At 31.9% G+C, this 18,703-nt stretch carries 15 protein-coding genes, 1 pseudogene and 2 riboswitches; of the genes and pseudogenes, 6 read left to right on the top strand and 10 right to left on the bottom strand.

Features of this window, described 5'->3' with window-relative positions; all coding sequences use genetic code 11:
* Window positions 1-80 precede the first annotated feature (80 nt).
* Window positions 81-383, bottom strand: coding sequence for an AzlD domain-containing protein (locus tag KTQ83_RS07935; RefSeq protein WP_217256501.1), 303 nt, complete (start codon window positions 381-383; stop codon window positions 81-83).
* Between the two features lie 412 nt (window positions 384-795).
* Complete coding sequence (locus tag KTQ83_RS07930) at window positions 796-1,059, bottom strand: AzlC family ABC transporter permease (RefSeq protein WP_217256500.1); 264 nt, start codon at window positions 1,057-1,059, stop codon at window positions 796-798.
* 124 nt (window positions 1,060-1,183) lie between these two features.
* Between KTQ83_RS07930 and KTQ83_RS12725 the strand changes: the two are divergent.
* The 3 genes and pseudogenes from KTQ83_RS12725 to mgtE form a co-directional block, all read left to right on the top strand.
* Window positions 1,184-1,321: pseudogene (locus KTQ83_RS12725) on the top strand (LysR family transcriptional regulator); the annotation flags it as partial.
* 81 nt (window positions 1,322-1,402) lie between these two features.
* Entirely contained in the window at window positions 1,403-2,050 is a 648-nt protein-coding gene (locus KTQ83_RS07920; RefSeq protein ID WP_186998850.1) for a LysR family transcriptional regulator substrate-binding protein, read from the top strand.
* 69 nt (window positions 2,051-2,119) lie between these two features.
* Window positions 2,120-2,286, top strand: a riboswitch (M-box (ykoK) riboswitch).
* Window positions 2,287-2,404: 118 nt separating this feature from the next.
* Window positions 2,405-3,745, top strand: a complete 1,341-nt coding sequence (mgtE, locus tag KTQ83_RS07915) for a magnesium transporter (RefSeq protein WP_217256499.1) — start codon at window positions 2,405-2,407, stop codon at window positions 3,743-3,745.
* Window positions 3,746-3,831: 86 nt separating this feature from the next.
* Here the strand turns inward: mgtE and pta are convergent, their stop codons facing one another.
* Window positions 3,832-4,803 carry a phosphate acetyltransferase gene (gene pta / locus KTQ83_RS07910; protein ID WP_186998849.1) on the bottom strand — a complete coding sequence of 324 codons (972 nt, stop codon included), beginning with the start codon at window positions 4,801-4,803 and terminating at the stop codon, window positions 3,832-3,834.
* Between the two features lie 254 nt (window positions 4,804-5,057).
* On the opposite strand from pta, the gene KTQ83_RS07905 reads away from it, so the two are divergent.
* Window positions 5,058-6,764, top strand: coding sequence for an ABC transporter substrate-binding protein (locus KTQ83_RS07905; protein ID WP_186998848.1), 1,707 nt, complete (start codon window positions 5,058-5,060; stop codon window positions 6,762-6,764).
* 54 nt (window positions 6,765-6,818) lie between these two features.
* Window positions 6,819-6,916: riboswitch (THF riboswitch) on the top strand.
* 68 nt (window positions 6,917-6,984) lie between these two features.
* Window positions 6,985-7,536: a folate family ECF transporter S component gene (locus KTQ83_RS07900; protein WP_186998847.1), complete on the top strand. Its 552-nt coding sequence runs from the start codon at window positions 6,985-6,987 to the stop codon at window positions 7,534-7,536.
* 14 nt (window positions 7,537-7,550) lie between these two features.
* Here KTQ83_RS07900 and KTQ83_RS07895 read toward each other — a convergent pair whose 3' ends face one another.
* The 3 genes from KTQ83_RS07895 to KTQ83_RS07885 are packed head-to-tail and all read right to left on the bottom strand — an operon-like array spanning window position 7,551 to window position 9,870.
* Window positions 7,551-8,168, bottom strand: coding sequence for a flavin reductase (locus tag KTQ83_RS07895; protein ID WP_117924964.1), 618 nt, complete (start codon window positions 8,166-8,168; stop codon window positions 7,551-7,553).
* Between the two features lie 58 nt (window positions 8,169-8,226).
* Window positions 8,227-8,658: a MarR family winged helix-turn-helix transcriptional regulator gene (locus KTQ83_RS07890; protein ID WP_117924962.1), complete on the bottom strand. Its 432-nt coding sequence runs from the start codon at window positions 8,656-8,658 to the stop codon at window positions 8,227-8,229.
* A 51-nt stretch (window positions 8,659-8,709) separates the two neighbouring features.
* Entirely contained in the window at window positions 8,710-9,870 is a 1,161-nt protein-coding gene (locus KTQ83_RS07885) for a bifunctional folylpolyglutamate synthase/dihydrofolate synthase (RefSeq protein WP_186998846.1), read from the bottom strand.
* Window positions 9,871-9,906: 36 nt separating this feature from the next.
* Between KTQ83_RS07885 and KTQ83_RS07880 the strand changes: the two genes are divergently transcribed.
* The gene (locus KTQ83_RS07880) at window positions 9,907-10,566 is read left to right on the top strand and encodes a uracil-DNA glycosylase (RefSeq protein WP_217256498.1); all 660 of its coding nucleotides are present in this window, start codon (window positions 9,907-9,909) and stop codon (window positions 10,564-10,566) included.
* On the opposite strand, the gene KTQ83_RS07875 is transcribed toward KTQ83_RS07880, so the two are convergent.
* From KTQ83_RS07875 to KTQ83_RS07860, 4 genes are read right to left on the bottom strand one after another with little or no spacing between them, the layout of a single operon-like run.
* Complete coding sequence (locus tag KTQ83_RS07875) at window positions 10,550-11,854, bottom strand: TIGR02679 domain-containing protein (protein ID WP_217256497.1); 1,305 nt, start codon at window positions 11,852-11,854, stop codon at window positions 10,550-10,552. The two genes, KTQ83_RS07880 and KTQ83_RS07875, sit on opposite strands and share 17 nt — an antisense overlap.
* Window positions 11,851-15,834, bottom strand: coding sequence for an SbcC/MukB-like Walker B domain-containing protein (locus KTQ83_RS07870; RefSeq protein ID WP_217256496.1), 3,984 nt, complete (start codon window positions 15,832-15,834; stop codon window positions 11,851-11,853). The genes KTQ83_RS07875 and KTQ83_RS07870 overlap by 4 nt, the downstream gene beginning before the upstream one ends.
* Window positions 15,821-16,954 carry a TIGR02678 family protein gene (locus KTQ83_RS07865; RefSeq protein ID WP_217256495.1) on the bottom strand — a complete coding sequence of 378 codons (1,134 nt, stop codon included), beginning with the start codon at window positions 16,952-16,954 and terminating at the stop codon, window positions 15,821-15,823. Before KTQ83_RS07865 ends, KTQ83_RS07870 begins: the two co-directional genes overlap by 14 nt.
* Before the next feature lie 5 nt (window positions 16,955-16,959).
* A complete protein-coding gene (locus KTQ83_RS07860; protein ID WP_217256494.1) occupies window positions 16,960-18,432 on the bottom strand; it encodes a TIGR02677 family protein in 1,473 nt (490 codons plus the stop codon).
* Window positions 18,433-18,703 lie beyond the last annotated feature (271 nt).

The following is an 18,703-nucleotide window of genomic DNA, read 5'->3' as shown; positions in this document are numbered from 1 at the left end:
AGATATTCTATCAGATTTTAAAAAGACTGTCGACAGTCACTTTGTCAACAGTCTGTAATGTCACTTTTGTGACATTATTTTCATATTATATATTCCATTGTTAAAACGACTAAACAACATGCAATGGATACTTGAAATAAGCCGTTATCTTTCCAAGCCAACATAATTCCAACTATTAGCGCTGCAAGTCCTGCTAACTGAGAATTAGTTTCATATAATATAGTAGGAAAGGTCATCATAGCCAAAGTCACATAAGGAATATAATATAGAAATGACTGAACATATATATTGGTAATGGGTTTATTAAAAAGTGTTAACGGCAAGACACGAATCAAATATGTGACAACCGTCATTGTAGCTACATACATCATTAGATTAGACATTTTCTTCCTTCTTTCTAGGTTTTATAATGGCCGCTACCATTGAAATTATGATTATTAATAAAGTGGTTCTTGTTCCACCTGAGATTGTCACATCCTTACAAATGTAACTCAATAAGAAACTTATAATAATGAGTAGTCCAATCATACGATCTTTTTTGCCTGAGGAATACTAATAGCAAAAAAAATACCATATAACGCAACACTTAAACTCGCTACAATTTTTGTAGGAAGACTATTACCAGCAACTATTCCCGATGCAGTTCCTAGTGCCCAACATGGAAGTGCCACCAAATATGTACCATATATATTTATGATTCACTTTCCCTTCGTGATTGATTGCCAAGCCAAATAATTCATCTGTTAAATCAAAACCAATACACATCCTATGAAGCAGATTCGTTTTTTCTTCGATTTATTGACTGAGCGCAAAACTCATTAAGAAATAGCGAGCATTACTGACTAAAGTCATGATAACCATCTGAATGAAAGTACCATGTGTACTAATCATTAAAAAGACAGCATATTCTCCTGCCGATGCAATTATGAATAGGCTAGTCAAAAAACCTTGTATTGGTGATAAGCCTACATTTTTTGCGATGATTCCTAATGAGAAGGAAACCGCAAAGTATCCCATTCCTACCGGAATACTATCTTTGATTCCTTTTTTAAACTCCATAATCTCACTCCTTATTTCTATGCATTATAAGAATCGAATTGTTATTTGTAAATCAAATATTTATAATACTTCCATAAGAAAATGTGATAGATATGAATCTAACAAAATATGATATTTTTTCAAAGTATTAGAAACAAAAACAATTAGTCAAGTTGCTAAAGATCTTGGCTTTTCACAAAGTGCAGTTTCTCAAACAATAAAATCTTTAGAAGAAGAATTAGAAACCACTTTATTCATTCGACAAAAACGTGGTGTCATTCTTAGTAAAGATGGACATGCATATATTCCCTATTTAAAATCTGTTCAGGCAAGCCTTGATAATCTTCGTACTAAAAAGCAGGAAATGAAAGGGGTGGACCAAGTCACATTAAGAATTGGTACATTCACAAGTGTATCTCGACATCTTTTGCCTTCATTAATGGAAAAATTCATTGAAATGTATCCAAACATACAATTTGAACTGTATCAAAGTGAATACACAAATATTGAACAACAATTATTAGAAGGAAGTCTTGATTTAGGATTCACTTGTATTGATGCCATCCAGCGAGTTCAATATCAAGAATTGTATTATGATGAAATGTTTGCGTTGGTGCCACAAAGTCATGTGTTAGCTAATTATGAAGTATTAAGCATGAAACAAATCGCAAAGTACCCTTTCATTCAATTAGATGAGGGAGAATATTCTTTGCCAATAAAAACATTCCAAAATCTAGGATTACATGTACAGATTAAACACAAAGTATATGATGAATTTACTATTTTAGCTATGATACGACAGAATTTAGGTATTTCTATACTTTATCAAAACGCTTTGAGCGACTATGATGATTTGTGTTTGATTCCAATACAAGAAAATCTATTTCGTCATGTTGGATTCGCCTATAATAATTACGATACTTTATCTTATGCAAGTAAGACATTTCTAGATTTCATTCTTAGAAAGACACCAGAAATTCTTAAAAATAAGGATAGTTTTCATATTATTTAAATTTAACATAGTTTTTATACTGTTAAGGTTGACTCACTTACTAATTTATATTATTCTTTTCACGTACATAAAGATATACGGTAGGTGAGGTTACCGCAGGGATTTGGATTTCCTAAGATTACTGCCGCAAAGTTGTGGAGACACAACTCGTTGGTCAGCAGGCTAAGTCGCAAAGGCTTGGCTTAATGTAATTAATATGCCCTGTGATACTAAAGCTTGAACGGTGATACTTAGGTTAATGACGTCATTGTTTAGGCAATGGCGTTTTCTTTATATAAGGAGGTGAGGCTTGTATGTGTACGGATCCGGATGGGAATAGTTTGAATTATTTAAAGAAAGCAGAGGTACATAATTATGATGAACAAAGAAGAATTCATTCAATTACTACAAGACAAAAAATACAAAACTGCACAAAATATACTTTCCGAAATGAACGATATGGATACAGCTGCCTTTTTAGAAGAGTTAGATGCGAAAGAATGTGCTTTGGCATTCCGTTTAATTTCTAAAGAAAAAGCTGCCAATGTATTCTCATGCATGAGTTCGAAGATGCAGACATATCTGGTAGACATGTTTTCAGAAACTGAATTAAAAGAACTATTAGATGATCTTTATATGGATGATACAGTAGATATGTTAGAGGATCTACCTGCAAACTTAGTAACGCGTATTTTGAAAAACTTAGATTCAAATAAGCGTTCAACCATCAACAAACTTTTAAAATATCCTGAAGACAGTGCCGGTTCAATCATGACGACTGAATATGTCACATTGAAAAAAACAATGACTGTAAAACAGGCCATGAACCATATTAAAGATATTGGTATTCATAAGGAAACTATTTATACTTGTTATGTCACAGAAAATAAAAAATTGATTGGTATTGTGACAGCTAAAAGCTTAATGACGAGTGATGATGATGAAAATATCACAAATCTAATGAATACGAACATTATTTCTGTACACACTCATACAGATCAGGAGCAGGTTGCTCACTTATTTAGAAAATATGACTTGATTGCGATGCCCGTACTTGATAGTGATGGATGTCTTGTTGGTATTGTTACATTTGACGATGCCATGGATGTTATGGTTGATGAAACCAACGAAGATATTTCTCGTATGGCTGCCATGGAACCCAATGAAAAAACATATTTTGAAACTACGGTTTGGCAACAAGCAAAACACCGTATCTTATGGCTACTTGTCTTAATGTTTTCTGCCACAATCACAGGAAGTATTATCACCCGATATGAAAATGCCTTCAGCGCCGTACCATTACTAGTATCTTTTATTCCAATGTTGATGGATACAGGTGGAAACTGTGGATCACAGAGTTCAACTTTGATTATTCGTGGTTTAGCTTTGGGAGAAATTCATTTTAAAGAAATTTTTAAAGTTATGTTTAAAGAATTTAGAATTTCACTTGTTGTTGGATTTATTTTGGCTGCAGCTAATGGTTTACGTATTTTCATTCAATACCAAAACTTTAATATCGCAATTGTCATTGCCCTTTCATTAATGATTGTTGTTATTGTTGCAAAATTAATTGGTTGTATTCTTCCATTATTTGCAAATAAGATTGGTGTAGATCCAGCTATTATGGCCAGTCCATTAATCACAACAATTGTAGATACTTGCTCTATTCTAGTTTATTTCAATATTGCAGTACATGTTTTTAATATCGTAGTTTAAGAGATGAGAAATCATCTCTTTTTTTCATAGCACGAAAAAAAGAACCTCAATTGAGATTCTTTTATCGAAAAATATAATTATTTAAATTAGATATCCATATCTTTTTGAGCAGCAGTTACAATAGCCATCTTGTAGATTTCATCTGAAGTACATCCACGAGATAAGTCATTGATTGGCGCGTTCAATCCTTGTAAGATTGGTCCAACTGCTTCATATCCACCTAAACGAGCAGCAATTTTGTATCCAATATTTCCACTTGACAAGTTAGGGAAAATAAAAGTATTTGCATGTCCAGCAACTTTTGAATTAGGAGCTTTTAAACGAGCAACTTCTTCACTTACTGCACAGTCAAATTGCATTTCTCCATCAATATCAAAATCAGCAATACGACGCAAACGATCACTTGCTTCAGTCATCTTAGCAACGCATTCACCTTTTGCACTACCCATTGTTGAGTATGATAATAATGCAACTTTTGGTTCTACACCAAATTGACGAGCTGAGTTAGCTGTTTGCATAGTGATTTCTACTAAATCATCTGTATTAGGGTTAATGTTGATTGAGCAGTCACCCATGATCAATTGAGATTCTTCTTTAATTAAAATGAAGCAAGAAGAAACTAATTGGTTTCCTGGAGCTGTTTTAATCAATTGTAATGCTGGACGTACAGTATCTGCAGTAGAGTATGTAGCACCACCTAATAAACCATCGGCATATCCCATTTGAACTAACATAGTTCCAAAATAGTTTGTACTCTTCAATGCTTTACGAACTTTTTCTTCGTCCATTTTACCACGACGTAATTCGACCATTTTGTGGACCATTTCATCCATGTGATCAAAGTTATTTGGATCGATTTGTTCGATTCCTTCAACATTTAAACTATTCTTTTGTGCACAGCCAGCAATTTCTTCTGGAGTTCCTAATAATACTGGGCGTACAACATCATTATTTTTCAAATCAATAGCTGCCTTTTGTACACGTGGATCCCAACCTTCGGTAAATACGATTCGTACTCCCTTTCCTTGGACCTTTTTTTCTAATTCATCAATAATCATAACTTTAACTACCTCTTTTCTATCAAAGTATAGTCCAAAAATGCTTTATTTACCACAAAAACAATGTGAACTTTTTCTCATAGTTTATCTACAAAATCTGTATACATTAAATAACATATTGTTTATATATCGTATACATTATGTATAAATTGTAATTATTTTACACACAAATGTAAATTAATGTAAATTTTACTTGCATTTTTCATTGTAAAGTTTTACACTAGTGACATCACAAGAAGGGATAGGTGCAAATTATGAAAACAAGTCACTATTTAAAGAAGGCCGGTGCCGTATGTATGGCAGCTGCAATGATGACTGGTTGTGCTGGTGGATCATCTGGTGCAAATGGTAAAACGTTGACAGTTGGCTTAAACACAGGTTTCAATGGAATTTTCTCTCCATTGTATTATCAAACTGTATATGATGATTACGTTATTGAAATGGTTTATCAAAGTATGTTGAGCTATGATCGTGATAATCAATTACAACCAGAACTTGCTACTGAACAACCAACTATTAGTGAGGATGGATCAACATTAACATTCAAATTGAAAAAAGGAGTGAAATTCTCTGATGGATCTAAATTGGATGCAGATGATGTTGTATTGACATTTACAGCTATGGCTGACCCAAGCTATACTGGTCGTTTCTCAACGTATGTTGATTACTTAGAAGGTTATAAAGAATATCACGAAGGAGATGCCGAAACTCTAAGTGGTGTTGAAAAAATCGACGATTACACAGTTGCCTTCCACTTGGCAACACCAAGAATCGACGCGATAAGCCAAGTTGGTACATTCCCAATCATCTCTAATTCACAATTCAAAAAATACAAAAAAGGTGATACAAAGATGTTTGAAGACAAGGCTAGTAAACCAATTGGTACTGGACCATATGTATTGAAAAACTTCCAAAAAGATTCAGCCGCCACATTTGTTAAGAATGATAAATTTAAAGCTGAAGATGGAGAATACCAAATTGATAATGTTGTAATGAAGATTTGTGATACTTCAACAGAACTTCAAGAACTTCAAAAAGGAACTGTTGATTTATTACCACAAGCTGATAACGCTGATAAAGTTGGTACTGCAAGTTTAGATAAGAACTTAACTTACAACAACTACGCATCAAGCTCAATGCAATACTTTATTTACAACTGTGAAGCTGGAGCCACTGCAGATCCTGCTGTACGTCAAGCATTAACTTATGCGATTGACCGTCAATCATTTGTTGATAGCTACTACTCATTCTCTAAAGGAAGTAAAGATGTTAAGAAAACTCAACCTGGTTTCGTTCCAGTATTAATGGCTAACCCAATTTCATCACAATTAGGTGATATCATTACTGGTAAAGAAAAAGATGACAACATGACTTACTATGATTATGACATCGAAAAAGCTAAACAAATCTTAGACGATGCTGGTTGGACTGTAGGAAGTGATGGAAAACGTGAAAAAGATGGACAAAAATTAACTGTTCGTATGGTTTCTACAAAAGGTAAAGATCAATTAGATACAATACTTCCAATGCTAGAAAAAGCTTGGGGCGATGAACTTGGCGTTGATTTCAAGACAAACTTAAGTGAATTCAACACAATGGTTGCAACAGTTCAAGGTGATGATACAGTTAACGATTGGGAAGTATCTTACATGGGATGGCAATTTAGTTCAGGTGATGACACTGGTATCAACTTATTATGCCAAACTGGTCAAACAGATAACACAGCTCGTTTATCAGATCCTGATTTAGATGCATTGTTAGATACTGCATTACATACAACTGATCAAGCTGCAAGTACTGCTGCTTATAAGGAAGCTTATGAAAAAGTTTCTGCTTTATGTCCATATGTAGCAATCAATGGTTTAAGTTACTATGATCTATACAACAAAAAGATCAAAAACTTAGATACAGCTGCATTGTATGACTTCGTTAAAGCGTTAGACAAAGCTACAATTGAATAACAATTAAAGAGATCTGTTGACAGATCTCTTTTTAATACATATAATTCAATTACATACAGAGTAAAAATATGTGCGTTAAGTGTCTTTAACACGGGGAGTTGGTTAAGGAACGAAAAGTTATTCTTGCGGTACATATTTTGCATCCCGCTGTTGTGATCGAAAAAATTAAAGACTTTCTTTTTTTGTATCGCAATATGGAAAAAAGGAGGTCTTTTTATATATGAATCAATACTTTGTAATGTTAAAAGAAAATGCACGCTCATTAAAAAACGTGCGTGTTATCGTAGGTGTGGCATTATTTTTTGCCCTAAATGTTATTCTTAACTTGTTTGGATCCATCCAAATCACAAACCAGTTAAAAATAGGCTTTGCATCCATTGCGATAGCTGCTAGCTGCTTACTTTATGGACCCATTCCAAACTTAGTGCTTGCACCATTATTAGATTTAGTCAATTACATGGTTAAACCTGTGGGTGCATATTATCCGATCTTTATGATTTCAACTATGGCAAGCGCATGTATTTTTTCAGCTTACTTCTATAACTGCGAAAGAATCACTTGGGTTCGCGTCATCTTATGTCGAATAACATATGATGTAGTTGTCAGTTTATTTCTAAACACACTATTTACATCTATGTTGTGGGGAACTCCATTCTTAGTTATTGCGAGTCCTAAATTAATCAAAAACTTAATTTCATTACCATTCCAAGTCGTTATTTTATATTTAGTAATGAAAACATGTATTCAATTAAAGCCAAAGGTGAACCGTTAATAGGTCCACCTTTTTTACTGCAATTTAAACATGTCTTTTTTAGCTCCACAAACTGGACATACATAATCATCTGGTTCACTTTCAAAATCATCACCATCATATACATATCCACAAACACTACATACCCACTTTTCTTCTTTTCTGTATGTAGGTGCTTTTGCCGGTGCGCTTTGTTTTAATACATTATGATAATATGCATAGGTCATTGGTTTACCAGAATCACCTTTCTTGGCATCAACGACTTTTGCCAAGAATACAAAGTGTGTTCCTGCATCCATCTGACTTTGTACTTCACACATCATGTATCCTAACGCATCATCTACAACAGGCAATTCTCTAAACAAATGATGATTCAACTTCGCCCACTTATCTTTATCTTTTCCTGTTTGAAAACCTAAATCCGTAATCACTTGTGAATCTATTGTTTCAGGCAAGATTGATAAAGAAAAATACTTATTTTTTTCAATCAAAGAACAAGTATAATTATCCTTGTTCATGCTCAAGGCAATTAGCGGTCCTATCGTAGAAACCTGAAATACAGTATTCACAATACATCCGCATTCGCGCATGCCGTCTTTTACACCCACGGCATACATACCATAAGAAAGATCATACAAAACTGTGTTGTCCATAAGAACACCTCCCTTGTTACTTCTATTGTAGCAAGTTTAATGGTTATATGCTATATAACTATTCTTCTTTTTCAACACACTTCTGTAATTTACTCATCGTCTGCTTCAAGCTTTTCATTTCTTCTACAGACACATCATTAAATAATGTTTTATTGATTTTACCAATCTCTTCATCAATAATCTTTAAAATAGGTTTACACTCGCCTGTGAGTTGTAAATGGTGTATTCGACTATCTTTTTCATCTATGCAAGTACAAATAAGTCCCTTTTTTTCCAACGAATCAACACTTCTAGAAATCAGAGTCTTTGAAACGCCTAACACCACTTTTAATTCCGTACTTGTTGTAATAGTTGAATTATTCTTTAAAACAATCAAGATAGATATTTCATTTGGTGAAAAATTAAATTCTTGAAAACTATCTTTTATTTTTTTTGCATAATAATCCCTCATTTGATTGGATATACGCAAAAACTCCTCAATCGTAAACATATTATCGCTCCAGTCTCAACAGAACAATTCTAAGCGCTAAAATAGGGTGTGTCAAACATTGCCCCATTTTTCTAATACTTCTCCTACATAATATAGAGAACCACATAATAAACTGTCTTCTTTTGTATCTAAAAGTCTTGAGATCAACTCATCCACTGTAATAATAGGATACCCTAATTTTTCTAATGGATATAGACGAGCACTCGATATTTCTACTAATGTAATGTCTTTACTAATGGATTGAAGTAATTCAATCATATGCGGTGCATCCTTCTCTTTTAATACCGAAAAATAAATCTTTCCTGTAAAATCCTTCAAAGATTGTGTCAACGCTGTTATTCCATGTACATTGTGTGCTCCATCTAATAAAACCAATGGATCTTTTCTAAGAACCATATATCTGCCTGCCCATTTAAAATGATCAATTACCTGTTGAATTTCATTTTCTTCGAGCCAAATTCCAAGTACATTCAACGTTTCTAATGCTAGAGATAAATTTTTAGCCTGATATAACGGTGGATTCAAATGAAATGTCATACCATTCCATCTCAATACATCAGTTTCTTGACAATCAATAAAACATAATGGTGTTTTCATATAATCTGCAACAAGCTCCATTACTTTTTGACATTCCGGTTTATCTTCGGTTGTCAGAGCAGGAACATTTGGTTTAAATACACCTGATTTTTCATAAGCGATTTGTTCAAATGTATCCCCTAAATATTCCGTATGATCAAGTCCTACATTAGTAATTAAGCAGGCTTCATAATCCAAAGCTGTTGTCGCATCCAAACGACCTCCCATCCCAGCTTCAATAATGCAGTAATCAACTTGTTGTTCAATAAAATAGGCCATTGACATCCATAGATCCATTTCAAACATTGTCATCTTATGTAATAAGAATAACTCTTCATATTGATCATAGATTCTTTCCCAATCAGCTAAAGTAATACATGTATCATTCACGCGTATTCTTTCTGTATGATGAATCAAATGTGGAGATGTAAAAACCCCTACTTTATATCCTTTTTTCATCAACAAATCTCTTAGCCAAATTGAAGTACTTCCCTTTCCGTTTGTACCAGCTACCTGAATCTTTTTTAAGGCTGTATGATTTGGTATTGCATCCGTTAACCATTGTCTGAATTCTAATAGGTCATGGTTTTTTCCACGACAATTTTCCATTTTATTAATTTTCTCTTGTACATTCATGGTATTATTATATCACTAAAGAAAGAAGTGAATCACATGATTATGCATAATGACTGGGATCAACTGTTTGATCAAGAAATACAAAAAGATTATTTACTAAATTTACGATATTTTTTAGCTGAGGAATATAAAACAAAAAATATTTATCCTGCAAAAGAAAATATTTTTGCAGCCTTTAAAACAACTTCTTTAAAAGATACAAAAGTTGTTATTTTAGGACAAGATCCATATCATGGTCCAGGACAAGCTCAAGGTTACTCATTTAGTGTACCAAGCAACTTTCCTTTACCTCCATCTTTACAAAACATGTATAAAGAACTAGAAAATGAGTATCAAACTCCTGTACATCGCACGGGTGATTTGACCGACTGGGCTAAACAAGGAGTACTATTAATGAATACTATCCTTACAGTTGAAGAGCATAAACCTTTATCTCATCAAGATAAAGGATGGCAGAATTTCACAAACGAGGCTTTGCGATGGATCAATGAAAAGGATGGTCCTGTTGTATTTTTATTATGGGGATCCAAGGCTATTCAATCTAAGAAATTACTGACAAATCCAAAACATTTAATTCTTACAAGTCCTCATCCTAGTCCTTTAAGCGCTTATCGTGGTTTCTTTGGAAATAATCATTTTAAGCTTGCGAATGAATATCTAGTTAAAAACAATGAAACGCCTATCCAATGGATATAGGCGTTTTTTTAACATCGAATCTAAAGCTATTGTAATATTCCTCAATCATATTTTCTTGATATCCAACTCTGTTTTTATTTTCATTAATACATTTTCCAATTCGAATCAATGTCTCATCTTTTAAAGCATCCAACATATGCATTCTTTGATCTGCTGCCTGCTCTTTTGATTTTGAAATTTCGTAATGCCTTACATCATAACACCAAAGTTTTATACTAGGATATCTTTGTTTAATTTTATCAGCTATCAATAATCCTTCTGGATCCATGTCTCCACTGTAATAAGTCTCAACATTCGAATTCACCAATATGTCTAAAAGAAGATAGGCTGAATAATTCAATTGTCCATTCGTACATACTAAGCCAATCTTTTCGATTTTTTCTTTCTTTATCATTTTCAGCAAAGCTTGAAATACAGCTGGATTTTCTACAACATAAACTCTATCACAATATACAATAGAGCGAATATGTAATAAATTATCCATATTCACATTTAAAGCTTCGTACGAATCATAAAATCCTGTCCAACCTAAATGTGGTTGATAGTTTTCATTCAACGCTTGAAGTCTTGCGATACTACAATAATTACTAATACCATCTTGATAGAGTCCTGCACGATATAGAATTTCATTTTGTTCTAAATTTGTTTTAGGAAAATCTACTTTTAGAAAATAAACAATTCCATGCATCAATAAATAATAGGCAAAGGTATTCTTATCAAAAGCATGTGGATTTTTTGTATGTAAGCTAGCAAAAATAGATATATTTTCTTTCTTATCTTGCCACATTGGCAATTGGTTTAAAGCCTTCATCACTACGTCTACCGTATTTATACATTTTTGTTCATTTTCTTTTGAAGCTTGCACAATACGAACATAGACAGAATCATGGTCAGTATATATATGATGAATCCACTGTTGGCTTTTTCCTTCTTGTTCTAAAAGATGTTTAAATATATTTTGAATTCGCATCTGTTCTTGTTCTTGTCGATTTTTATTTGTCAAAATATCATGATTAAAGTACATTTTTAACACTTCGTTAAAATCACAATTCTCATATTTGGTATTTGATATTGCCTTTTGAAGTTGTTGAAAAGTAATATGTGCACAATCAACACCATAATAATCTTTTCCCAATAAACCGCTTATACATGCGCGATTTGTTTCATCTAATACTAAATTAATACTTCCTTTGCAAGTGCCATATTTTTCATATTGTTTTTTCCATAGATGCATAAATTCAGAAAACTCATTGTCATATAAATATTGGCAAAATTCTTCATTCATCATGCACCAACCAACCTTTTAACATGACCATCCCATTCATATCGTATTGTAGTTACATATTTAGCATCATTTTGACGATATAATTCATAAATTGCTAGGGCATCTACATTTGGATAATCTCCCCATAATACTTGAGAATTCATAATATAATCAAAACCAAATTTTTTGATTAATCCAAACATGGAATCAATGTTTTTAGAATCCACTCCCGCAAATGCTTCATCTAAGGCGATAATTAAAGGTGCATCATCACTGGCATAGGCGAATTTTGCGGCTACCGCTGAAAACAAAGGAACATACATGGCCATGGCCTTTTCACCACCACTAAACACATAAAAACGATTGTTCGTCAGCTCTTTACGTTTTTCACTTCCAATTTCATACATAATTGTAAAATCAAACCATGAACGATAATCTAATAGATCTTTCATTGCTTGATGGAAACTCAAATTCGAATTTGGATCTTCTGCATTTCTTCTAGCACATTTAATTTTTGAACGGAAATGATTGGATAAGGCTTGAAAATCTGATTCTTTTAACAACTGTAAATCTTTTTCTAATAAGCGAACTAATGATTCTGAACTGAGTTCATCTTCATTTTCTGCTTTTTTTGATTTCCATTGCAATCCAAGTTTTAAAGTGCTGCTAGTATTCATTTCTTTCATATACTTATTCATAGTTTCAATCCATCGTTTACTGCTTCGAATATGAACACGTATTTTACTCGAAATCGTATTCACTAGTACATCTTCAATTAAATGTCGATCTTGACTGCTTACCAATTCAGATTGTTTTTCAATATCTATCTCAAGTTGTTTTAATAACATTGTGAAATCAATTTGTTTTCCTTTATATCGAGCTTTAATATTCAAACGTGCCATTGTATCTTCTTGATCATTAAATAATGTAATGAAATGAAGATTATAATCTTGCAAGAAACCTCGGTTCATAAAAAATACAGTTTGAAGATCATTTCCCAAAGTATCTTTGTTTTTTAGATTTGGATATAAATTTACAATATGTTTATGAATGGACACAGGATTCTTTTCTTCAATTGATACATATCCTAAATCCAATTCCAATTCATAATATTTTTTATAGCTTTCTGCTTTTGTACTTTGCGTTTCAATTAAAGATGCATTTTCCAAAATATCCTTTTCACATTGTTCTTTAATATTTTGCCATCTTCCATCTTCTTGATATAGATTTGAAACAACTTTTGGAATTTCATCCAAACGATTCATAATCTTTGACATTCGTTCCTTAATTTTTTCATATCCCATCTCATTCAATTGTGCTTCTTTTACTGAAATCAATTGTTGCAGCTTATGAAGTTGAAACTCCAATTGTTTCTTCTCATAACGAATAGAGTCTAAATCTATTCTCAAATCTTCCAATTGTGATTCTAGAGATATAAATAAATCTATATTCACAATATACTTTTCATGTATAGATTCCATTTGAACAAGTTCATCTTTATATTCAATAAACAAATCTTTTCTTAATCTAAAGACATCTTCTGTGTTAGAAATCCCTAATTTCTCAGAAATATTCGTTATTTCTTTATTCAAATTTTGAATACATATTTGGTATTGATTTCTTTGTTCAATATACTTTTTAATTTGTTCGATAGAATGCTCTTGCTTTAAAAGCATTCGATTTACATCCAATAAACTTGAATCTAAATCTGCTTTTTTAGGATATCCAGCATATTCTTTTTCCAAAGTTTTTACTTTATCCTGTGCAATTTTCAAATTACTCTCTAATTCTTGAATGCCTTCCTTTTTTTTATTTATATCTTCTTTCAGTTTTTCTAGTTGGCTTTTTCGATACGCTTCTCTAGAGGCTTTCCCAATAAAAATAGATTTTCTTGTTTGACTAATTACACTACAAATATTTCCTATTTCAAAACCATTGTCAAAGAATTTTACAGAACCTTCATCCAATCCAAAAGTATCACATAAAGAAATATAATCAATTTTAGAATGTAGAATACAAACTTCTAGTTCTTCTATTTTATTATGTGTAAACAAGAAAGATTCTTTCATACCCTTGGGTAGATTTAAAATTTCTTCTTGATACATATCAGGAACAATCAAAGCTGTCATTAAACCACTGCTTAACAATTGTTCTTCTATCGCATTTTTTTCATCTTGATTTAAAGAATCATCAAAATCCAATAAAGTATACATAGGGATGAATGGAATTTTCTTTTCCTCTAGGTATTGTCTTGCCTCTTCTTGTTCTTTGGCAATATCTGGTTGAGGATCTTTTAAACAATTCCAATATTCATATTGTTCTTGAATCTTTTGCAGTTCCTTCGTTAATTGTTTAATTTCAATAGATAATTTTGAAATCGTCTCCGTTTGATTTTTTAAATACCAAATATAACGATTGTGAATATCTTGATCAATTTCATAATATCTTTCTGTATTTCCATAATCCGATATGATTTCAAAAAACTTTTTCATTGTCGATGCATCCATTTTTAAAATTTGATTGGATTCATTCCAAGCTAAAAATTTTTCATGATATTCTTCTTTTAACAAGCGAAATTGCTCTTGATATGCTTTTAATTCAGTTTCAATTTGTTCTAATAGACTTTGTTCTTTTTCATAATCATCTTGTACATGATTTAATAATACTTTTTGATTATCGATTTTTTGAAACAAAGCCAACCCTTGATTTAATACATTCAATTCTTTTTCAATTTTTGATTTTGTGTAATTAAAATCATAAGTATGATTTAGATTCATTAAGAAATCTTGTTTTAAAGCTATATGCTCATCAAACTGCATATTTTCATTCAATTGGTCTAATTGTTTTAAGTTTTTATGAATCTCATATTCTAAAGAATCATTATAATCTTTTTGTTTATCATACTTTAATTTACATGAAACATATGCATTATCTTTATTTGATTCTTGTTGCACCTTGTTCTTTAGAGCTTTTTCTTGTTGCGTCAAATCTTCTTTATACCGTTGTACATCACTGGCTAATTGAAGCAGATCTTGTTTGGCCAAACCACTATATTCTTCTTCAAGTACGGATTTTTCGACATGTATATCGTCTAACTTTTTTTTGATTTCAAGAATCATTTCACTTGCGTGATTCTTTTGCTCATAAAAACCTTTCTGTTTCTTCGTTAATTCATCCAATTTATTTTTTTGTTCTATATACTGTAAACTTTTCTTATCTAATAAAGCATAATTATATTGTTCATATACATTTTGAATTGATTTAGCTGCCTGTTGACTTTGTTTTAATACTTCTAAACGACTTTGGACTTCATCCATATTGGATAATGCTTCTGTTAAAGGACGTAAATCATCTTCACTTAAAGGTTGTAAAGATTCTGACAACAATTCATTGATTATTGTTGGCTTTAATGAGTTGCTTAATTTTGGAGAACGTAATTTAACTAACAAGTTGATACTTTCTTTATAATCATCTAGTGTTGGAAATTGAAAAAGAGCTTGATTCACTCGAGCCATATATTCTCGTTGTGTTTCAATAAATTGATGTTGAATTCGATTTTTTAAGCTTTGTTTCGATATTGCCAAATTATGCTCCATTAGCTGAATATCTTTACCAATTCGTTGATTGTCTTCAATCACAAAATACCAAGTATCTAAAGGCTTGTTCTTTCGTGCTCTCATTCCCATTCCAATTGTTTTAAAAATATCGGAATCTTCTCTTTTGAATTCTAAGTATAAATATGCAATTCGTTCATCTCGAGTTGAATTTTCATCAATTAAATAGGTTTCCATCTTTCGAGCTTTGGTACCAAACGCATCTAAACGTTCACTATTCTTATTTCCATCTAATAAGATAGGAATAAAGCTTTGCATCGTAACCGATTTTCCACTTCCATTGCTTCCTCTTAAGAGAATATGACCATTTTTAAAATAAAATTCTTCATTTGTATAATACCAAAAATCAATCAGGCCCATACGGTGCATATGCCATTTACTTGTTAACATTTCTTTTCACCTCAACATCAAATCCACCACCAATTTTTCCACAAATTGGATTGATTTTAATTCTATTTTCTTCTTCATCTACAAATCCATAATTTTTCATTGTATCTAACACGTTTTCACTCACTAAAGATTCACCCATATCTTGATATTTTTTAGGAAGAAACGCTATATTATTTTTGATCCATTTGCGCATCCATTTTAATAAAAGTTCCTTTTCTATATAGGTGATTTCTTCTTCATTTACTTTTAACATTCCATTCTTTATTTTTTTAGTAATTTGCTGCATACAAACTAAAACTAAATCTGAAATTGTATTTCGACTTGGAAAAATTGTTCCTACATTACAATATTCATCCAGGACAATATAGCTACTTGATGCATGTAAATGTAGATCGCATGGCATAATACTTTGAAAATCTTTTTCAATTTGACGATAATAATGTCGAACATACACAAAATCCTCATCATTTTTATCTGTTCTATAGATGCCTGGTGACAACAACAATCGTCTATACACTCTTTGTCTTCTTACGACGCCTCGATCTTCTTCCATAGAAAACCACTCTGATTTTTTTATATCTTCCAATGAATGAATGTCCATTATATCATGGGCAAAATTACGGATTACATATCGAGAATATCCTGTGTTTTCATATAAAGCTTCGGTATCCTTGTTCTTAATAAAGCCTTCTTCACTACCATCATCAAGTTCAATTATGTGGATAGATAGACAATATTTTAATACACGTACTAATTGTCTTCGTGTATTAAAGTGTGTCCAATCAATCACTCCTTCTTGAAATTGCATTTGAATATATTCTGTTAATGAAGATAATACAAATTGTTCTTCGCGTTCTTTTGATTCCAAAAACAACAATACAAAACAAAACATCTGATATTCTTGAACGGATTGAAATTCTTGGATTCCCATCCATTCTTCAACATATCCTGGTATTTTTTCTAATTTAATTAGATACGGCGTAAGAATAATCATATAGCCAAACTTTTCTTGTACAAATTTACGGATTTCTTTTACCGAATCTCTGACTCTGTTATATAGTTCTGGATCTTCCTTTCGTAGAATCCATTTACGTTTTAATAATTCTTGTAATGCATCCATGTCGGCTACCTCTTAAAACAAATACGATAACTAGGCATCACAAAGATTCCGTCTTCGCATTTAACTTCTATTGTTTTTAAATTAGAATCATCAATATAAAAATCGCGGCCATCATCTGTTTTTGCAGTCTTACTAACATCATTCAATCCTTCAGATAACCATGATAATAATATTTTTCTAGATTCACCATCTAATATATCTATTTTTTCAAAGTCAACCACTCCATCTTGAATATAATTCTTTAATTTTTCGTTTTGCGCTTGTTTATGTTTTAATATTTCTAATCGTTGTTGCTCTTTTTCTAAATTATAATCTTGAGCCGGTTGTCTCTTTGTCTTTACTGTAGCTACTCGAGTTCTAGGTTCTAATGCGTAATATGTTATTTCTTCTTCATATACACCACTATCAATAGAATCTGTATTCCGATTATGAATAGCTTGCATATGCAGTGGTTTATCCACACCAAAAAACAAGGCACTCATTTTATGGGCTTGGTTTAAATCTTGGCATTTACCAAATAAATCTGAAATATGTTTGTATTCTTCGGCTCGATTGGCACCTTGATTCTGTAATTCTCCAATTTGTTGGGCATAACGCGTGATTTTACGGATGATTTCATTCGTTATATCGGACATGCGATTTACTTCGCTAATTCCATTTTTTCCCACAAACCAACTGTATATGCTGTCCCATCTCGCCATAAAATTGTCATATATGTCTTGTTTTTGGATCTTATCATCCATTCTTGGAATAGACATTTCATAATTCACAGCTTTTTCAATCAAAATAACAATCGTTTCAAATGGTATATTTTGAATATAATCCTCTAAGATCATTGCGTGTTCTTGTAAGCCTTTGACAAAGTTTCTTAAATAAGAAATGATCTTTTCTTTAAATAATAAGAATGACTCTGTTTTCATCATTTCCTCTGCTTTTGCACTATTTAAAGTTCGAATATAATCTTGATAATTTTGGTTTAAACGAATAAAATTTGCATTTAAATCTTTCCACCACGTATGAATTTCTAACATACTTGCATCTTGTAAAGTTTCAATACACATAATTTGATATTGAATTCTTTCAAGTAAAGTTGGCTCAAGAGATGCTCCTTCAACTTGTAAATTTTCTAGCTTTAAAGTCATTCGTTCTATTTCAATCGTATACTCAGATAATTGATAACGATATTTTCTGTTTTTAAACTCCTCAATTGACGTTACCTTAGATGTATCTTGAATCGCAATCAAATTTTTCCACTCCGTTAATGAAGATAAATCTGATTGACATTGATCTAGCGTATAATTTGGAAAAAGTCCTGTTTGAATCATAGCTTCAAATACATCTTCTTTATATAGCCAATATTGAATTTTCTCATATTGCTCATAAAAATATCGAATAATAACGCGATATCGATCCACATTTTCAGCTCGTAAATAATTGACTTCCGTAATTGGTTTTGTTAGTTTTTCATTGATTTTCATATTTAAATTTTACTACACTTTTATACAAATAAAAACCGCATTTAAAAAGCGCGGTTTTCTCTGCGGCTATAAGCCTTTACTGCCAGCTCGCGTCTCAAGGCGCTGCTTTCACTTCGTTCAAGCTATCGCTTTTGACTCTCGCCAGCCCTCAAAGGGCTTCATTTTTTACTATTTCCTTTTCTTTGCTTTTTCTTGTTTATATGCCTGTTGCTCTGCTTCTGAGAATGGATTTGCGTACTCCTTTACACTCATTTTATCCATTGCGATATCA

The sequence above is a fragment of the Holdemanella porci genome (assembly GCF_019052655.1).
GTDB lineage: Bacteria > Bacillota_I > Bacilli_A > Erysipelotrichales > Erysipelotrichaceae > Holdemanella > Holdemanella hominis.
This window is presented reverse-complemented; position numbering and strand designations above follow the sequence as displayed.